This is a genomic window from Breznakibacter xylanolyticus (assembly GCF_003254275.1).
Taxonomy (GTDB): domain Bacteria; phylum Bacteroidota; class Bacteroidia; order Bacteroidales; family Marinilabiliaceae; genus Breznakibacter; species Breznakibacter xylanolyticus.
Window position 1 is genome coordinate 62,016 of the sequence record NZ_QKZK01000001.1, and the last position, 16,301, is coordinate 78,316.

At 45.5% G+C, this 16,301-nt stretch carries 14 protein-coding genes; 12 read left to right on the forward strand and 2 right to left on the reverse strand.

Annotated features, from left to right (window positions below):
• Nucleotides 1–11 precede the first annotated feature (11 nt).
• The 5 genes from porX (at nt 12) to lpxA (ending at nt 6,508) form a co-directional block, all read left to right on the forward strand.
• On the forward strand, nt 12–1,565 hold the full coding sequence (porX, locus tag LX69_RS00225; protein WP_111443797.1) for a T9SS response regulator signal transducer PorX: 1,554 nt from the start codon (nt 12–14) through the stop codon (nt 1,563–1,565).
• A gap of 149 nt (nt 1,566–1,714) precedes the next feature.
• Entirely contained in the window at nt 1,715–2,968 is a 1,254-nt protein-coding gene (locus LX69_RS00230; RefSeq protein ID WP_111443798.1) for an HD domain-containing protein, read from the forward strand.
• A 261-nt stretch (nt 2,969–3,229) separates the two neighbouring features.
• On the forward strand, nt 3,230–4,258 hold the full coding sequence (lpxD, locus tag LX69_RS00235; RefSeq protein WP_111443799.1) for a UDP-3-O-(3-hydroxymyristoyl)glucosamine N-acyltransferase: 1,029 nt from the start codon (nt 3,230–3,232) through the stop codon (nt 4,256–4,258).
• Nucleotides 4,259–4,289: 31 nt separating this feature from the next.
• Nucleotides 4,290–5,690 (forward strand): bifunctional UDP-3-O-[3-hydroxymyristoyl] N-acetylglucosamine deacetylase/3-hydroxyacyl-ACP dehydratase, encoded by a 1,401-nt coding sequence (locus LX69_RS00240; protein ID WP_111443800.1) that lies wholly within the window; start codon nt 4,290–4,292, stop codon nt 5,688–5,690.
• 26 nt (nt 5,691–5,716) lie between these two features.
• Nucleotides 5,717–6,508 (forward strand): acyl-ACP--UDP-N-acetylglucosamine O-acyltransferase, encoded by a 792-nt coding sequence (lpxA, locus tag LX69_RS00245; RefSeq protein WP_111443801.1) that lies wholly within the window; start codon nt 5,717–5,719, stop codon nt 6,506–6,508.
• Nucleotides 6,509–6,698: 190 nt separating this feature from the next.
• Here lpxA and LX69_RS00250 read toward each other — a convergent pair whose 3' ends face one another.
• Together LX69_RS00250 and kdsB are read right to left on the reverse strand one after the other, a co-directional pair.
• Entirely contained in the window at nt 6,699–8,717 is a 2,019-nt protein-coding gene (locus LX69_RS00250; RefSeq protein ID WP_111443802.1) for an alpha amylase C-terminal domain-containing protein, read from the reverse strand.
• Nucleotides 8,718–8,996: 279 nt separating this feature from the next.
• On the reverse strand, nt 8,997–9,755 hold the full coding sequence (kdsB, locus tag LX69_RS00255; protein ID WP_111443803.1) for a 3-deoxy-manno-octulosonate cytidylyltransferase: 759 nt from the start codon (nt 9,753–9,755) through the stop codon (nt 8,997–8,999).
• Between the two features lie 220 nt (nt 9,756–9,975).
• On the opposite strand from kdsB, the gene LX69_RS00260 reads away from it, so the two are divergent.
• The 7 genes from LX69_RS00260 (at nt 9,976) to LX69_RS00290 (ending at nt 16,267) form a co-directional block, all read left to right on the forward strand.
• Nucleotides 9,976–11,223 carry a sigma-54 interaction domain-containing protein gene (locus tag LX69_RS00260; protein ID WP_111443804.1) on the forward strand — a complete coding sequence of 416 codons (1,248 nt, stop codon included), beginning with the start codon at nt 9,976–9,978 and terminating at the stop codon, nt 11,221–11,223.
• Between the two features lie 20 nt (nt 11,224–11,243).
• Nucleotides 11,244–11,768 (forward strand): LptE family protein, encoded by a 525-nt coding sequence (locus LX69_RS00265; protein WP_245934896.1) that lies wholly within the window; start codon nt 11,244–11,246, stop codon nt 11,766–11,768.
• A gap of 31 nt (nt 11,769–11,799) precedes the next feature.
• Nucleotides 11,800–12,705 (forward strand): hypothetical protein, encoded by a 906-nt coding sequence (locus LX69_RS00270; RefSeq protein WP_111443805.1) that lies wholly within the window; start codon nt 11,800–11,802, stop codon nt 12,703–12,705.
• A gap of 16 nt (nt 12,706–12,721) precedes the next feature.
• Nucleotides 12,722–13,069 (forward strand): preprotein translocase subunit SecG, encoded by a 348-nt coding sequence (secG, locus tag LX69_RS00275; protein WP_111443806.1) that lies wholly within the window; start codon nt 12,722–12,724, stop codon nt 13,067–13,069.
• A 255-nt stretch (nt 13,070–13,324) separates the two neighbouring features.
• Nucleotides 13,325–13,594 carry a co-chaperone GroES gene (locus tag LX69_RS00280; protein ID WP_111443807.1) on the forward strand — a complete coding sequence of 90 codons (270 nt, stop codon included), beginning with the start codon at nt 13,325–13,327 and terminating at the stop codon, nt 13,592–13,594.
• Nucleotides 13,595–13,637: 43 nt separating this feature from the next.
• Nucleotides 13,638–15,269: a chaperonin GroEL gene (groL, locus tag LX69_RS00285; RefSeq protein ID WP_111443808.1), complete on the forward strand. Its 1,632-nt coding sequence runs from the start codon at nt 13,638–13,640 to the stop codon at nt 15,267–15,269.
• A gap of 230 nt (nt 15,270–15,499) precedes the next feature.
• Nucleotides 15,500–16,267 carry a dihydrodipicolinate reductase C-terminal domain-containing protein gene (locus LX69_RS00290; RefSeq protein WP_111443809.1) on the forward strand — a complete coding sequence of 256 codons (768 nt, stop codon included), beginning with the start codon at nt 15,500–15,502 and terminating at the stop codon, nt 16,265–16,267.
• Nucleotides 16,268–16,301 lie beyond the last annotated feature (34 nt).

The following is a 16,301-nucleotide window of genomic DNA, read 5'->3' on the forward strand; positions in this document are numbered from 1 at the left end:
AATGAATGGTTATGACCGAAAAAAATATTCGCATCCTATGGGTCGATGATGAAATTGAACATCTGAAGGCGCATTTGATTTATTTGAAAGAAAAGGGTTATGAGGTTGAAACAGCCAATAACGGAACCGATGCGTTGACGCTTTTGGCAGCCAACCATTACGATTTGGTGTTTTTAGATGAAAACATGCCCGGTTTGAGCGGGTTGGAGACCTTGGCTCGCCTCAAAGAGATTCGTCCCCTGGTGCCGGTGGTGATGATTACCAAGAGCGAAGAAGAGGACATCATGGAGCAAGCCATCGGCAGCAAAATAGCCGATTATCTGATTAAGCCCGTTAATCCCAATCAGATACTGCTCACCATCAAAAAGAATATTGATAAACAACGTCTGGTGGCTCAGCAAACCACTTCGTCGTACCAGTCGGAATTTTCACGGTTGAGTTTTAAGATTAACGATTCGTTGACGGTTGACGACTGGGAAGCGGTGTACCGAAAGCTCGTTTTTTGGGAGCTTGAGTTACAACAAGCCGGAGGAGCCATGGATGAGGTGTTGAAGATGCAAAAAGCTGAGGCCAATCGCGAGTTTGTCAAGTTTGTGAAGAAAAACTATTTGGGATGGTTGTCTGATGATCAGGGCCCTTTGATGTCGCATCAACTATTTAAGCACAAGGTTTTTCCGTTGCTCGACAAGGGTGAGAAAGTTTTTTTTGTGCTCATTGATAATTTTAGGTTCGATCAGCTGCAGACCATTCAGGCCGATTTGGCAGCCGATTATCAAACCCACGATGATGGCATGTATCTGAGCATTTTGCCCACGGCCACGCAATATGCACGCAATGCTGTTTTTTCGGGGTTGATGCCTGCACAAATTGTCCAGATGTATCCCCGTTTTTGGGTTGAAGAAGAGGATGAAGGGAGTAAAAATCAGTTTGAAAATGAGCTGATTCAGACCATGCTGGATCGTTATCGACGCAAGCATCGTTACAGCTACCATAAAATCAACGACCAGGAATCGGGACGCAAACTGGTAGATGGATACAAATCTTTGTTAGATAATGATCTCAATGTGTGTGTGTTTAACTTTGTGGATATGTTGTCGCACGCGCGTACCGAGATGAAGATGATTCGAGAGCTGGCCGGCGATGAAGCTGCTTACCGTTCGCTTACCCTGTCGTGGTATATGCATTCGCCTTTGCGTGACTTGCTCAAGAAATTGGCGGGTGAAAAGGTGACAGTTATCATTACCACCGATCACGGGACCATACGGGTTAATAACCCCATTAAGGTGGTTGGCGACAGGAGTGTCAATACGAATTTGCGTTACAAGCAGGGAAAGAACCTGGCCTACAATCCCAAAGAGGTTTTTGAGGTGAAAGTTCCCGAAAAAGCCTTTTTGCCTAAGCAAAATGTGTCGTCAACCTATATCTTTGCGACCAACGAAGATTTTTTCGCCTATCCCAATAATTACAATCACTACGTCAATTACTATCGTGACACCTATCAACATGGCGGAATTTCTCTTGAAGAGATGATGATACCATGTGTGGTGATGAATGGGAAATCATAATCATAACTCAATGTCGTTTCGTTAAGAGATGACAGCGTAAAACGAATTGACAGATGATGAGATGATGAAAGACTTTTAGATGAGGTATTTCAGTCTATTATTTGAATGTCATTCACTAAATGATATTGGATCATAATATTGAAACATTGATGCCAGTCGGAACCTACAATAAAAAGAAAATTATCAATGACCCGGTGCATGGGTTCATTTCGGTGCCATCCGAGTTGATTTACGACCTGATTGAGAATCCCTGGGTTCAGCGGTTGCGACGCATTAAACAGTTGGGTCTAACCTATCTGGTTTATCCGGGTGCTGTGCATACGCGTTTTCAACATGCCACCGGAGCCATGCATTTGATGCAGAATGCTGTGGAAGTATTGCGCGGTAAAGGCAACGATATTTCGCCCCAAGAGGAAGAAGCGGTACTGATTGCCATTTTGTTGCACGATGTGGGGCACGGCCCTTTTTCGCATGTGTTGGAGCACACGTTGGTTGAGAATCTTTCGCACGAGGAGCTTTCGCGTTTGATTATTTCGCAGCTCAACGACCAATATCACGGTGCGTTGGATATGGCTTTGGATATTTTCACCAATCGTTACCCCAAGCGTTTTTTGCATCAATTGGTTTCGGGGCAGCTCGATATGGATCGTCTCGATTACCTCAAGCGTGATAGTTTTTTCTCGGGTGTTTCGGAAGGCGTGATTGGTAGTGATCGCATCATTAAGATGCTTAACGTGTTTGATGACCAGTTGGTGGTTGAAGCCAAGGGGGTTTATTCTGTTGAGAAGTTTTTGATTGCCCGGCGTTTGATGTATTGGCAGGTTTATTTGCATAAAACGGTGTTGGTGGCCGAAAATCAGTTAGTTAACATTCTTCGGCGCGCCCGTTCTCTCATGCAGCAGGGGCATGATCTTTTTGCTCCGCCGGCTTTGGCGTTTTTCTTAAAAGGGACGGTGAATCATGCCGATTTTGCCCAAGATGCTGTGGCTTTGCGTTATTTTGGCGATTTGGACGATAACGATTTGATGAGCGCTATCAAAGCGTGGGGATACTGTGACGATCCTGTGTTGTCGTTGTTGTCCAACGATTTGATGAACCGTCGTCTCAACCGCATCGAAATTAGCACCGTACCACCTGCCCCTGAGCGGTTGGATGCACTTAAGCAAATGGCAGTGTGCAGGTTGGGATTGCGTTATGTGAGTGATGCTGATTATTTTGTGGGAACAGGCACCATCTCTAATCATGCCTACAGTCGATTTGATGAGCAGATCAATGTTCTTTTCAATAACCATCAAATCAAAGATATATCCGAAGCATCCGATATGCTCAATCTTTCATATCTCGATAAAATTGTCACCAAGCACTATCTTTCTTATCCCAAATCGTTATCAGAATCGCTTTGATTTATATAGCACGTGATAATTTTGTGATTAAATTTATTAGCTTTGCACTGTTTTTTGTGATTAAGTTAAAGTTGTAATTTATTGATTGATAGAGTTGTTGGTCGGTAAAAAATGATGCTGCTTGATGACAAGAATTTTGACGTGTTCGTGGGTTTACCGTTTTTTGTAATAAGTAAATGGTTCACCCCAGTGATCACAAGCTAGAGAAATGATTGTAAATGAGGTGCGGGTTTCAATCGCATCGTTTATGTAAGAATATAAATGGAGTTTACTGCAAAGCAAATTGCCGAATTGATTCAGGGGACCGTTGAAGGTAATCCGGAAGAACCCATTCGTGGCGTCTCAAAAATAGAAGAAGGTCAACCAGGTACGCTATCGTTTCTGGCCAATCCCAAATATACCCATTACATCTATACCACAGGGGCATCGGCTGTGATTGTTAACAACAGCTTTGTTGCCGATCAGCCTGTGAATGCTACACTGATTCGTGTTTCCGATGCTTATCGGGCCATTGCAGCACTGCTGGAGATGTATGAGCAGTCACAGCCTCAAAAATCGGGCATTGAGCAACCTTCATATATTCATTCATCAGCTTCGGTTGGTGAATTTGCGTATGTGGGTGCCTTTGCGTACATCGGTGAAAATGTGATCATTGGAAAAAATGTGAAGATTTATCCACAGGCTTACGTAGGTGACAATGTGACCATTGGTGATCACACGACCTTGTACTCGGGTGTGAAAGTCTATAAGCAATGTCGCATTGGGAATAACTGTATTATTCACGCCGGTGCTGTAATTGGCAGTGATGGTTTTGGATTTGCCCCGGATGAATCGGGTCAATATAAAAAGATTGCGCAAGTGGGCAATGTGGTCATCGAGGACAATGTTGAAATTGGTGCCAATACAACCATTGACCGTGCGACCATGGGCTCAACAATTGTACGAAAAGGGGCTAAGCTTGACAACCTGATTCAAGTTGCCCATAATGTTGAGATTGGTGAAGATTGCGTGTTCGCTGCTCAGGCCGGTATTGCCGGTTCCACAAAAATTGGTAATCGATGCATGTTTGGCGGTCAAGTCGGTTTGGCGGGTCATATCACCATTGCCGATGAAGTGAAGTTGGCTGCTCAAAGCGGTATTGCAAGTTCCATTAAACAGCAAGGCGCTGTTTATATGGGGGCTCCGGGATACGATGTGGCACAGTATAACCGTTCGTATGTCATTTTCCGCAAGCTTCCCGAGATATATAAGCAACTCAACGCGCTTGAGAAAAAGGTTTCTCAATTGTAGTTTCTCATTCAGATAACTGTTGATATATAATATGGCAGATAAGCAATTCACCATCAAACAGCCGGTGACACTCAGTGGTCCCGGGTTACATACCGGAGTTGAGGTGACTCTTACGTTACACCCTGCGCCGGATAATCATGGCTATAAGTTTCGACGCATCGACTTGGCCGATCAGCCGGTGATTGATGCATTGGCTGAAAATGTTACTTATACTCAGCGAGGTACCGTTTTGTCAAAGGGCGATGCTAAGGTGAGTACCATCGAACATTGTTTGGCTGCTTTACGTGCTTTGGGCATCGACAACTGCCTCATTGACGTCAATGGCCCGGAAGTTCCCATTCTCGACGGTAGTGCACAACCCTTTGTGGAGGCACTTGATAAAGCCGGCATGGAGGAACAAAGTGAAGAACGCCAGTATTTTGTGGTGAAGGAGAAAATGGTTTATGAAGATAAAGAGCGTGGTATCAAGCTTGAGTTGTTACCCGATGACCATTTTTGTGTTGACACACATCTCTCGTTTTCCGGGTCGATGTTCCTGAGCAATCAGTATGCCTCCATGACTTCGTTCGAAGAGTTTAAGAACTATATAGCCCCTTGTCGGACTTTTGTGTTTTTGCACGAAATTGAAATGCTAAAGGCGCACAATCTGATTAAAGGAGGCGATTTGAATAATGCCATCGTCATTGTCGATAAGCAAGTGACGCAGGCAGAGCTTGACAGTTTAGCCGATTTATTTGGAAAACCACATGTTCAGGCGCAATCCATTGGTATTCTCAATAATATTGAATTGCGTTTTCCTAACGAGCCTGCGCGTCACAAGTTGCTCGATACCATTGGTGATTTGGCACTTTGCGGCATGCCCATTAAGGGACGTCTGATTGCAACCCGTCCGGGGCATCAGTCGAATGTTGAATTTGCCAAAATCATTCGCAAAGAGATTAAAAAGCGTGCGCTTCAACCCGAAGCGCCCATTTATGACCCCAATGCCAAGCCGGTGTTTGATATACAGGACATCCGCCGCTTGTTGCCCCATCGTCCTCCGTTTTTGTTGGTTGATAAAATCATCGAGGTGGGCGATAAATACATCAACGGGATTAAAAATGTGACCATGAACGAACCATTTTTCGTAGGTCATTTTCCCGAAGAGCCGGTGATGCCCGGTGTGTTGATGGTGGAAGCCATGGCGCAGTGTGGAGGCATTTTGGTGCTCAGTCAATTAGATGACCCCGAACTCTATAGCACTTATTTTTTGAAGATTGATAACATTAAATTTCGCAAGAAGGTGATTCCCGGCGACACCCTCATTTTTAAGCTCGAGATGATGTCGGAGATACGCCGAGGCGTGGCCAACATGAAAGGGACCAGTTTTGTGGGTGACGCGGTGGTGGCCGAGTGCGAATTTATGGCGCAAATCGTGAAAAATAAAGGTTAAATATAGAACACAGACAAACAACGCATATGACACAGCCTTTGGCATATATCCATCCCGAAGCACAAATCGGGCAAAACGTAGAGATTGGACCTTTTGCTTTTATTGATAAAGATGTGGTGATTGGCGACGGCACCGTGATTGGCCCCAATGCCACAGTGATGAATGGTGCCCGCATTGGTAAAAATTGTCGGATTTTCCCGGGTGCCGTGATTGCCGGTGTCCCTCAGGATTTGAAGTTCAAGGGCGAAGCAACCACTGCTGAGATTGGTGATAACACCACTGTTCGTGAATGTGTGACCGTTAACCGGGGCACGGCATCACGTGGCAAGACCGTGGTTGGCAGCAACTGTTTGCTGATGGCTTATGCCCACATCGCGCACGATTGCATCCTTAAGGATTATATCATCATTGGTAACGGCACGCAGTTGGCCGGCGAAGTAGAGATTGACGATCACGCCATTGTGAGTGCGCACACGCTGGTGCACCAGTTTTCACGCATTGGCGCCCATGTGATGATTGGGGGCGGATCGCGTTTGGGGAAGGATGTTCCCCCGTTTGTGAAGATGCATCATGCGAAGATGGCTTACGCGGGTATCAACTCGGTGGGGTTGCGTCGCAGAAATTTCTCCAACGAAAAAATCAACGAAATTCAGGGCATTTATCGTCTTTTGTTTCAGTCGAAGTTGAACAACACCCAAGCTTTGGAGCGCATTGAAGCTGAGTATCCTGCCAGTGAGGAGCGTGACATGATTATTGATTTTGTGCGCAATTCACCTCGTGGCATTATTAAGGGATACGTGGCTGAACGTGAGGATTGATTTGTGTGTTTAGGGAATTACCTGAGAGACATTACAAGCGATTGCCCTCTTTAGGTATTTATGTTGAATTCATTTTTGTGAAGAATAGCTCCTTTTCATGTGATTTGGGTTAATTTTTTACATTATCATGCTTATTTATAGTGATAAACCACAAAGGCTGCACGTAATTGCAGCCTTTGTGGTTTACTTATTAGTAGACTTTAGGTGTCGGGAGTTTCTCGAGTACCATTGCCGTTCGGTTGGGCAGATACATGAGTATTTGGTGATGGCTGGCCATTTTTGACACCGGTTGAGAGAAAAAGACCAGGTTGTCGTCCACCCGATTGAAACCGCCGTAAATGTCGCGATCGCTGTCGAGCAGGATTCGGTATTTGCCCGGTGCCACCGGTATTCCGTAGCCTGTGCGCGATGCCGATGGGTGAAAGTTGAATACGAACACCAGGTCGCCGCGCGAAAATACCATCACTTTGTCATCGTCGTTCATGAGAACCGGAAAGCATCCCGGCAGCCCGTTGTCCATGGCCTTGCGCATCAGGTGAACCATGTCGCGGTCAAAGTCGCCCATAAAATGGTATTTCAGCTCCTCATTGTCCACCAGACTCCATTGACGGCGTGCATAGTGGTATGACCAATTGTTGCCCTCGCGAGGAAAGTCAATCCATTCGGGGTGTCCAAATTCGTTGCCCATAAAGTTGAGATAGCCGCCCGAATTGGTGGCCATGGTCACCAGGCGTATCATTTTGTGTAGGGCAATGCCTCTGTCGACCACCAAGTTTGGGGTGGTTTTCGACATGTGGGTGTACATTTCCTTGTCGATGAGACGAAAGATGATGGTTTTGTCGCCCACCAGCGCCTGGTCGTGCGATTCGGCATAGTTGATGGTGCGTTCTTCGGCTCTGTGCTGAGTGAGCTCGTGGTACAGAAAGCCCATTTTCCAATCTTCGTCTGTTTGATCCTTAATCATCTTGATCCACAAGTCGGGGACACCCATCGACAATCGAAAATCGAATCCAATGCCGCCATCATCCACCGACGCGCACAGACCGGGATAACCACTCATTTCTTCGGCTACCGAAAGGGCTTGTGGGTTAATTTCGTGAATCAGCTGATTGGCCAGGGTCAGGTAGGTGATGGCTTCTTCGTTTTCCTCGCCTTTAAAATAGTCGTTGTAGGAGGTAAAGTTGACTTCGAGGCCGTGGTTGTGATAAAGCATGCTGGTGACGCCGTCGAAGCGGAATCCGTCAAAATGGTATTCTTCGAGCCAGTATCGGCAGTTTGAAAGCAAGAAATGCTGCACCTCACCTTTCCCGTAGTTGAAACAGCGTGAATCCCAGGCAGGGTGAAAGCCACGGTCGTCATCGTAGAAATATTGGCTGTAGCTGCCATCAAATTTGCTCAGGCCCTCTATTTCGTTTTTAACGGCGTGAGAGTGAACCAAATCCATGATGACGTTGATGCCCAGGTTGTGGGCTTCGTTGACCAGAGCCTTGAGGTCTTCGGGCGTTCCAAAGCGTGAGGTGGCCGCAAAAAAATTCGAGACATGATACCCAAAGCTGCCATAATAGGGATGTTCCTGTATGGCCATCAACTGAATGGTGTTGTACCCTCCTTTGACGATGCGTGGCAGTACATTGATTCGAAACTCGTTGTAGGTGCTCACGTCGCCTTTCTCACCCGACATGCCAATGTGAGCCTCGTATATCAGCGGATTGTCGGTGCGTGTTCTGAATGATTCATCTGTCCATGTAAATCGGGTGTCGGGTTGCCACACCTGGGCACTAAAAATATGGGTGTGTGGGTCTTGAACCACTCGGTTGGCGTAAGAAGGGATGCGGTCACCGCTGCCATTGGGCCACACCATGTGCAGTTTGTAGAGGTCGCCATGCCTCAAGGTATCAGTGGGTAGTTCAATGACCCATTGACCGTTGTCGATGCGATGGAGTCGGTATGCCTCCTGGTTTTTCCAGTCGGAGAAGTTGCCCACAAGGTAGATGTCGGTGGCGTTGGGTGCCCATTCGCGAAACACCCATCCTTTGGAAGTGCGGTGCAGTCCAAAATAAAGATGTCCCGATGCAAAGTCGGTGAGCGATTGTGTGCCGGCGCCAGTAAGCGATTCAGTGGTGTTGATAAAACGACGATGGCGTTGAGTGATAATGCCCTCAAAGGGCTTCAGCCAGGGGTCCAGACGGACGAGTCCAATGGTGTTCATAAATTGAGTCTATCGGTTTAGGTGAAAAAGTTATTGGATGATTATTGATTCAAAGTCGTGTTTTGTTTGATAGTTTTGATAGATAAAGAGTTTTGCAACAGATTTGTGCAATTGCTTGAATTATCTATTTTAATGAATGATGTTTGTTGTCTTGTTAATGAAAAACAAGCGTTTCCAAAGCAATTTTTTGAATGGATTGCTTTTTTTGTATCTATCTCGTGTTTTGATGCTTACATCTTAAGATTGATCATCAAGAAAAAGAACAATTTCAATGTCCGATTAAATCAGTCCCATTTGTTTGAGATGTTCTAAATCCTGCGGTGAGTCGATACCGATGCTTTCGTGGTGGGTTTCACGCACGGCAATGGTGTAGTTGTTTTCAATCCATCGGAGTTGCTCGAGTGATTCGGCCAATTCGAGTCTCGATTGAGGCAGATGGGTGATTTCCTTAAGGACCCGAGTGCGATAGGCATATAAGCCAATGTGCTGGTAAAAGGTATGCACTTTGTGCCATTGATTGTGCTCGATGCCCCGTAAATAGGGGATTGGCGAGCGGCTGAAGTAGATGGCTTGTTGATCGTTGTTGACCACAACCTTTGGTTTGTTGGGGTCAAAAATCATTTCGTTTTGTGTAATTGGCTTGATGAGGGTGGCGATGTCTGTTTTTTCGTCTTTAAAACATTCGCACAACAGGTCGATTTGTTCGGGCGCAATAAAGGGTTCGTCGCCTTGTATGTTGATGACCACCTCAAAAGATTGTTTCATTGTCTTTTGCGCTTTTTCGAGGGCTTCGGCACATCGGTCGGTGCCGCTTTGGTGGTGGGGGGATGTCATGACCACGTTTCCTCCAAAGCGGATCACTTCGTCATAAATGCGGTCATCGTCGGTAGCCACAGTGACCGTAGGTAGTGCTTTGGCTGCTTGTTCGTAAACGCGTTGAATCATGGTTTTGCCGCCTATGTCGGCGAGAGGTTTGCCCGGGAAACGGGTAGAGGCGTAGCGAGCCGGGATGATTCCGATGAATGGTGTTTTGGGCATTGTTGTGAAAAATCTTAATGAAGAATTAATAATTAGGGTTGGTCTGTAATCATCAGGACGAATCCTGCATGGAAAGATACAATGGTTTGCGCAATATTTATCTTTTTGATGATGTTTTTTATTTTCCCAAATCGCACAAAACAGCAGGAGTGAATTTTTTTAATATCAGAGGGTGTTGTAACTTTGTCAGTCAACCTGAAAAAATAGCAGTTCAGAGAATATGGAACTTCAACAAATCAAGCAACGCTTTGGAATAATCGGGAACAGTTATGGTTTAAATCGAGCCATTGACATCGCGGTACAGGTGGCACCCACTGACTTGTCGGTGTTGATTACCGGTGAAAGTGGAACCGGTAAAGAAGTTTTTCCGCAAATCATTCATCAATTTAGTGCGCGAAAGCACGGGCCTTATATTGCAGTGAATTGCGGTGCCATTCCCGAAGGAACCATCGACTCGGAGTTGTTCGGTCACGAAAAGGGTGCCTTTACCGGAGCCATGAGTGACCGGAAAGGATATTTTGAAGAGGCCAATGGGGGAACCATCTTTTTGGATGAGATTGGTGAATTGCCACTGTCGACGCAGGTTCGGTTGTTGCGGGTGCTCGAAGCCGGTGAGTTTATGAAGGTGGGATCTTCACGTGTGCTTAAAACCAATGTGCGGGTGGTGGCTGCCACCAATGTACAGATGGAGCGTGCCATTCATGATGGGCGTTTTCGCGAGGATTTGTATTATCGCTTGAGTAGTATCCCCATTCAAATACCGTCTTTGCGCGATCGTTCTGAGGATATTGTGCTGTTGTTTCGCAAGTTTGCCAATGATTTTGCGCTACGTTATCGCATGCCCGGTATTCGTTTGGATGACGATGCGCGTGAATTACTGTTGCGCTACCGTTGGCCGGGAAACATACGCCAGCTTAAAAATATTACCGAACAGATTTCGATCATTGAGAAGTCGCGCGATATTACCGAAGAGATTCTGCGGCATTACATTCCCTTTCATGTGGGTGATAACCTGCCGGCAGTGATTGGTGGTGCTCAGCCCAAAGCTGAAGCTGATTTTTCCACTGAGCGAGAAATTTTGTACAAGGTGCTTTTTGATATGAAGCGTGATATGAATGACCTCAAAAAGCTGGTTCTCGAAATGATTGAACACGGCGGGGTGATGGATGTGCGCAACGAAGATCATGCGCGTATCATTAATGATTTGTTTAGCGCTCATGGTGCCGACATTGTCAGTGCGCCCAAACCACAGGTGGCTACTGTTTTTGCCCCTCGTCAGCATGAAAATGGCATACAGGATACCGAAGAGTTTGTCGAGGAATCGCTTTCGCTCGAAGATCAGGAAGTGGAATTGATTCGCAAAGCACTTGAAAAACACAATGGAAAGCGTAAATTCGCAGCCCGCGAACTGGGCATCTCAGAGCGGACGCTTTATCGCAAAATTAAAGAATATCACATAGACGGTTAAGTATTAACATGGATAGATTTATGAAGTTCGAGAAAGGTTTCCCGCTTCGCGTTGTTGGGTTGGGTGTGGTGATGGGCCTGTTGATGGTTTCCTGTTCCATTCGGATGACCTTTACCGGTGCGTCTATCCCTGACGATGTGAAAACTGTGTCGGTGCAGTATATTAACAACCGGGCAGCCCTTGTGAACCCCACATTGAGCCAAACGATGACCGAGAAGTTGAAGGATCGCTTGACCAATGAGTCGCGCCTGATTCTTCGCAATGGGACAGGAGATGTGGATTTCTCGGGCGAGATTACCGACTACAGCACACGCCCCATGTCAATTCAAAACGATGCAACCTCTGCGCAAACCCGATTGACGGTTCAGGTCAAAATCAGATATCGTAATTTTAAGAATCCCAAGGATAACTGGGAGCAATCTTTCTCGGCTTTTGCCGACTATCCGAGCGAACAAAATATCAATGCCGTTGAAGGAGAGCTTGTGACCCAGATTGTCGATCAGCTCACCGAAGATATTTTCAACAAGGCTTTTGCCAATTGGTGATTTGAAGTTTTTGTTTTTACCCACTTGATTTATGAATCGCCAGCAGTTTTATCATTATTTGTCCAATCCTGAAGGTCTCAACGATGAGAGTCTGTCAAATCTGACGGCTGTCATTGCCGAGTATCCATATTTTCAGGCTGCGCGGATGTTGTTGGTGAAAAACATGGCTGTGCTCGATCATATTCGTTACAATCATGAGTTAAAATCGGCGGCTGCTTATATTCCTGATCGTAAAAAACTTTACTTTCTTATTCATGCCCCCACACAATCTAAGGCAGCCAAACCCTTTGTGGAGGCCGTGGTGCAGCAGCGGGTGTCGCAGCCTGTGGTGCTTGATGAGCCCGTTAAACCTGATGTGTCAGTGGAGGTATCTGCGAGTCCTGTCGATTATTTTGATGTGCCTGATACTTTGGAGTCTCCCTCGGGCGAAGTGATTACGTTTTCGTTTACGTCTGAACTAGTGCAGGAAGAGCCGGAGCAGATGGTGTTGCCCAGTGCCGATTTGCTCGATTATGAGTTACAGAACCTGCCCGGCTACCAATTGGCAGTTCAAGAGCCCGAAGATTTTGATCCCTCCCAGAGTCGTTCATTTTCCGATTGGTTAAAGGCGCTTCATCATCATTCGGTTCAGACGCAAAGGGTTGAGACACCAAAGCCGGTGAGTCGTCAGATGGACATCATAGATTCGTTTTTAAAGCAAGGCGATAAAAAAATTATCCCCAAGCCCAAGGTGGCTGATGAGCGCGATGTGGCTGAGAATAGCCTGCGTGAAAGTGAAGATTTAATGACCGAAACCCTGGCCAACATTCATATCAAGCAGAAACATTACGATAAGGCCATAACGATATTCGAGAAGTTGAGTTTGAAATATCCCGAAAAAAATATTTACTTTGCATCCCGAATACAAGAACTGGAACGTTTAATTAATAATCAATAAAAAATTATCCAAAGCTATGACCACATTTATTTCTGTTTTAGTTGTCCTGGTCAGTATATTTATGATTCTTATTGTGTTGGTTCAGAACTCCAAAGGAGGAGGATTGGCATCTAATTTTGCCTCTTCGAACCAAGTGATGGGTGTTCGTAAAACCACCGATTTTTTGGAAAAGGCGACTTGGACTTTGGCCGGTATTATTCTCGTGTTATCGTTTGTTTCGGTAGCTACGTTGGGAACAACTGATGCTGAGCAAAGCAACCTTGATAAAGCTGTTGAAACTGTTGCCCCTGTTACCACTCCCAATCCTGCTTTTCAAGTGGCCGAGCCTGCTGCTGAAAATGCTGAGCAACAGCCTGCTGAGTAATCATTTGTTTGATCAAATATTTAAGGTGTCAGTTTGTCATATAACTGACACCTTTTTTTTGTGCTTTGTTGTCAACACTTTTGGGGTTTGATTGTTTCTGAATTTCTGACAAGATGATGACAAAGTAGGAGAGTGGTTCTGTAATAATGGCAGAAAACGAGCTGTGATCTGCTTTGGCATGCTTTGTGAAACACACCCCGCGTCTCCTTGTTGAGGCATCTGTTTTAAAACTTATAATCAATTAAAAATTTCGATATGAAAGGAAAAATTCTTGCAGGTAAAGTATTGGTGCAGCCACAGGCTGCTGAAGAAAAAACCGTGAGCGGTATCATTATTCCTGATTCGGCAAAAGAAAAGCCTTTGCGCGGAACTGTTGTGATGGTTGGCGAGGCTAAAAAAGACGAAGCCATGGAAGTTAAAGTGGGTGATGTGGTGCTATACGGAAAATATGCCGGTACTGAGCTGAACATCGATGGCGTTGATTATTTGCTGATTTCGCAAACGGACGTGTTGTTTATTGCTTAATGACAAATTTGATTAATCTAACAATCTTAAAAAGGTAAATACAATGGCTAAAGAAATTAAATTCAATATCGAAGCCCGCGACCTGATGAAAAAAGGTGTGGACGAATTGGCAAATGCAGTGAAAGTAACCCTGGGTCCTAAAGGCCGTAATGTGGTGATTGATAAAAAATTCGGTGGACCTTCCATCACCAAGGACGGGGTGAGTGTTGCCAAAGAAATTGAATTGAGCGATCGTTTTGCAAATATGGGTGCCCAAATGGTGAAAGAAGTGGCTTCTAAAACCGGTGATGATGCCGGAGATGGAACCACAACTGCGACTGTGTTGGCTCAGAGCATCATTAACGTAGGTCTTAAAAACGTGACCGCCGGTGCCAATCCCATGGAATTGAAACGCGGTATCGACAAAGCCGTTGAAAAAGTTGTGGCTTCTATTAAATCGCAAGCTCAATCGGTTGGCGAAAATAGTGACAAAATTGAGCAGGTGGCGACCATTTCGGCTAACAACGATAGCAAAATTGGTGCGTTGATTGCCGAAGCCATGAGCAAAGTAGGTAAAGAAGGTGTGATTACCGTTGAAGAAGCCAAAGGAACTGAAACGACTGTTGAAGTCGTTGAAGGGATGCAGTTTGACCGTGGTTACATTTCTCCTTATTTTGTGACCAATACCGAGAAGATGGAGGCCGAACTTGACCATCCGTTTATCTTGATTTACGATAAGAAAATTTCGACCATGAAGGATTTGTTGCCCGTGTTGGAGCAATCGGCTCAAAGCGGTCGTCCTTTATTGATCATTGCCGAAGATGTTGACGGTGAAGCGTTGGCAACCTTGGTTGTGAATCGTTTGCGTGGTTCTTTGAAAGTTGCTGCCGTTAAAGCTCCCGGTTTTGGTGACCGTCGCAAAGAAATGTTGCAGGATATTGCCATCCTGACCAATGCGACTGTTATTTCTGATGAAGTGGGCTTGAAACTCGAAAATGCCACTCTGCAAATGTTGGGTCAGGCTGAGAAAGTAACCATCAACAAAGAGAATACGACACTTGTTGGCGGGGTTGGTTCAAAAGAGAACATTGAGGCACGTGCGGCTCAAATCAAAGCGCAAATTGCCAACAGCACATCCGACTACGACAAAGAAAAACTGCAAGAACGTTTGGCTAAACTGGCCGGTGGTGTTGCCGTTCTGTACGTGGGGGCTGCTTCGGAAGTAGAGATGAAAGAGAAAAAAGACCGAGTGGATGATGCCTTGAGTGCAACACGTGCGGCTGTTGAAGAAGGGATTGTTCCCGGTGGTGGTGTGGCATACATTCGTGCCATCGAAGGGCTTGAAGGTCTTAAAGGGGATACTGATGATGAATCTACCGGTATCGAAATCATTAAGCGTGCCATTGAGGAGCCGTTGCGTCAGATAGCCTTTAACGCCGGTAAAGAAGGCGCCGTGATTGTTCAGAAGGTACGTGAAGGCAAAGGTGATTTTGGTTACAATGCCCGCATTGATGCTTATCAGAACTTATTTGCCACCGGTGTGATTGATCCTGCGAAAGTAACTCGCATCGCGTTGGAAAATGCAGCTTCGGTAGCCGGTATGTTCCTGACCACCGAGTGTATTTTGGTTGAAGAAAAAGATGAAAATCCTGCACCCATGAATCCCGGAATGGGCGGTATGGGCGGAATGATGTAATTCATTCATAATTTATGATAGAAGAGGGACTTTCGGGTCCCTCTTTTCGTTTCGGGACTTCGGGTGATGTTCACTTCTTTTGATGTTGGTTCATTTTTCCGTAAATTTGATTGGTTTCTCAGTTATTCACCCCTTGGGGAGTTGACAGGCACACGTCTGATCTGAAATGTTGTTATTTCTGATAGATGGTTGTGTTGGGAGCGAGCATGGATGTATAAATAAAGCGAAAGATGATAAGAGTAGGATTTATGGGATTTGGCCAAACAGGTCGTGAGGCTGTGTTCCCTTTTTTTGGGAGTAAGAGAGTGGATTTATGTTGGGTAATGAAGCATTCTGACGAATTGCGGGGTTTGTATGCATCTTCGTTTCACCATTTGGATTATGATAAGGCTCCGATTTTTTCGGAATGTGATTGGAGCGAAGAATTTTTAATACAGAATCCGGTCGATGTGGTGGTTGATTTCTCAAACAGCAGTAATGTTTGTAAGTATGATTTGCTGGCACGCCACGGGATTCGAATCGTTTCTGCTGTGTCGAAATACAGTGATGAAGAAGTCGCCCTCTTGCAGCAATTATCAACACAAACGGCTATTATCTGGAGTCCTAATATTACCTTAGGCATCAATATTTTGCTGATGGCATCGCGTTTTATTCAAGCGGCAACTCCCGAAGCTGATATTCAAATATTGGAGTCGCACTTTAAAGATAAGAAAGAGATTTCGGGGACTGCGCAACGCATTGCCGACACGCTGGGGGTCGATCATGACAATATCCATTCTATTCGTGCCGGAGGAATTTTGGGTGAACATGAAATCATTTTTGGGTATCCTTATCAAACCATCCGTTTGTCGCACGACACGATTTCGCGGCGCGCTTTTGGGCGTGGTGCTCTTTCGTGCTGTCGTTGGATTTATAAAAAGAAAACCGGGTTGTTTAATATGTCTGATATGTTGGTTGAAGACATGAGAGATTGGCTCAACGGGTTAGAAATCGCTTAGTATTGCCTTTTTTACAAGGTTGCCATATCTTACC

What these genes read in the sequence shown, in the direction of transcription:
- kdsB (WP_111443803.1), bottom strand. Translation starts at nt 9,755, where the DNA reads ATGCCCAAAACACCATTCATCGGAATCATCCCGGCTCGCTACGCCTCT.
- groL (WP_111443808.1), top strand. Translation starts at nt 13,638, where the DNA reads ATGGCTAAAGAAATTAAATTCAATATCGAAGCCCGCGACCTGATGAAA.
- LX69_RS00270 (WP_111443805.1), top strand. Translation starts at nt 11,800, where the DNA reads ATGAATCGCCAGCAGTTTTATCATTATTTGTCCAATCCTGAAGGTCTC.
- LX69_RS00230 (WP_111443798.1), top strand. Translation starts at nt 1,715, where the DNA reads ATGCCAGTCGGAACCTACAATAAAAAGAAAATTATCAATGACCCGGTG.
- LX69_RS00290 (WP_111443809.1), top strand. Translation starts at nt 15,500, where the DNA reads ATGATAAGAGTAGGATTTATGGGATTTGGCCAAACAGGTCGTGAGGCT.
- lpxA (WP_111443801.1), top strand. Translation starts at nt 5,717, where the DNA reads ATGACACAGCCTTTGGCATATATCCATCCCGAAGCACAAATCGGGCAA.
- LX69_RS00250 (WP_111443802.1), bottom strand. Translation starts at nt 8,717, where the DNA reads ATGAACACCATTGGACTCGTCCGTCTGGACCCCTGGCTGAAGCCCTTT.
- LX69_RS00240 (WP_111443800.1), top strand. Translation starts at nt 4,290, where the DNA reads ATGGCAGATAAGCAATTCACCATCAAACAGCCGGTGACACTCAGTGGT.
- secG (WP_111443806.1), top strand. Translation starts at nt 12,722, where the DNA reads ATGACCACATTTATTTCTGTTTTAGTTGTCCTGGTCAGTATATTTATG.
- LX69_RS00280 (WP_111443807.1), top strand. Translation starts at nt 13,325, where the DNA reads ATGAAAGGAAAAATTCTTGCAGGTAAAGTATTGGTGCAGCCACAGGCT.
- LX69_RS00260 (WP_111443804.1), top strand. Translation starts at nt 9,976, where the DNA reads ATGGAACTTCAACAAATCAAGCAACGCTTTGGAATAATCGGGAACAGT.
- LX69_RS00265 (WP_245934896.1), top strand. Translation starts at nt 11,244, where the DNA reads ATGAAGTTCGAGAAAGGTTTCCCGCTTCGCGTTGTTGGGTTGGGTGTG.
- lpxD (WP_111443799.1), top strand. Translation starts at nt 3,230, where the DNA reads ATGGAGTTTACTGCAAAGCAAATTGCCGAATTGATTCAGGGGACCGTT.
- porX (WP_111443797.1), top strand. Translation starts at nt 12, where the DNA reads ATGACCGAAAAAAATATTCGCATCCTATGGGTCGATGATGAAATTGAA.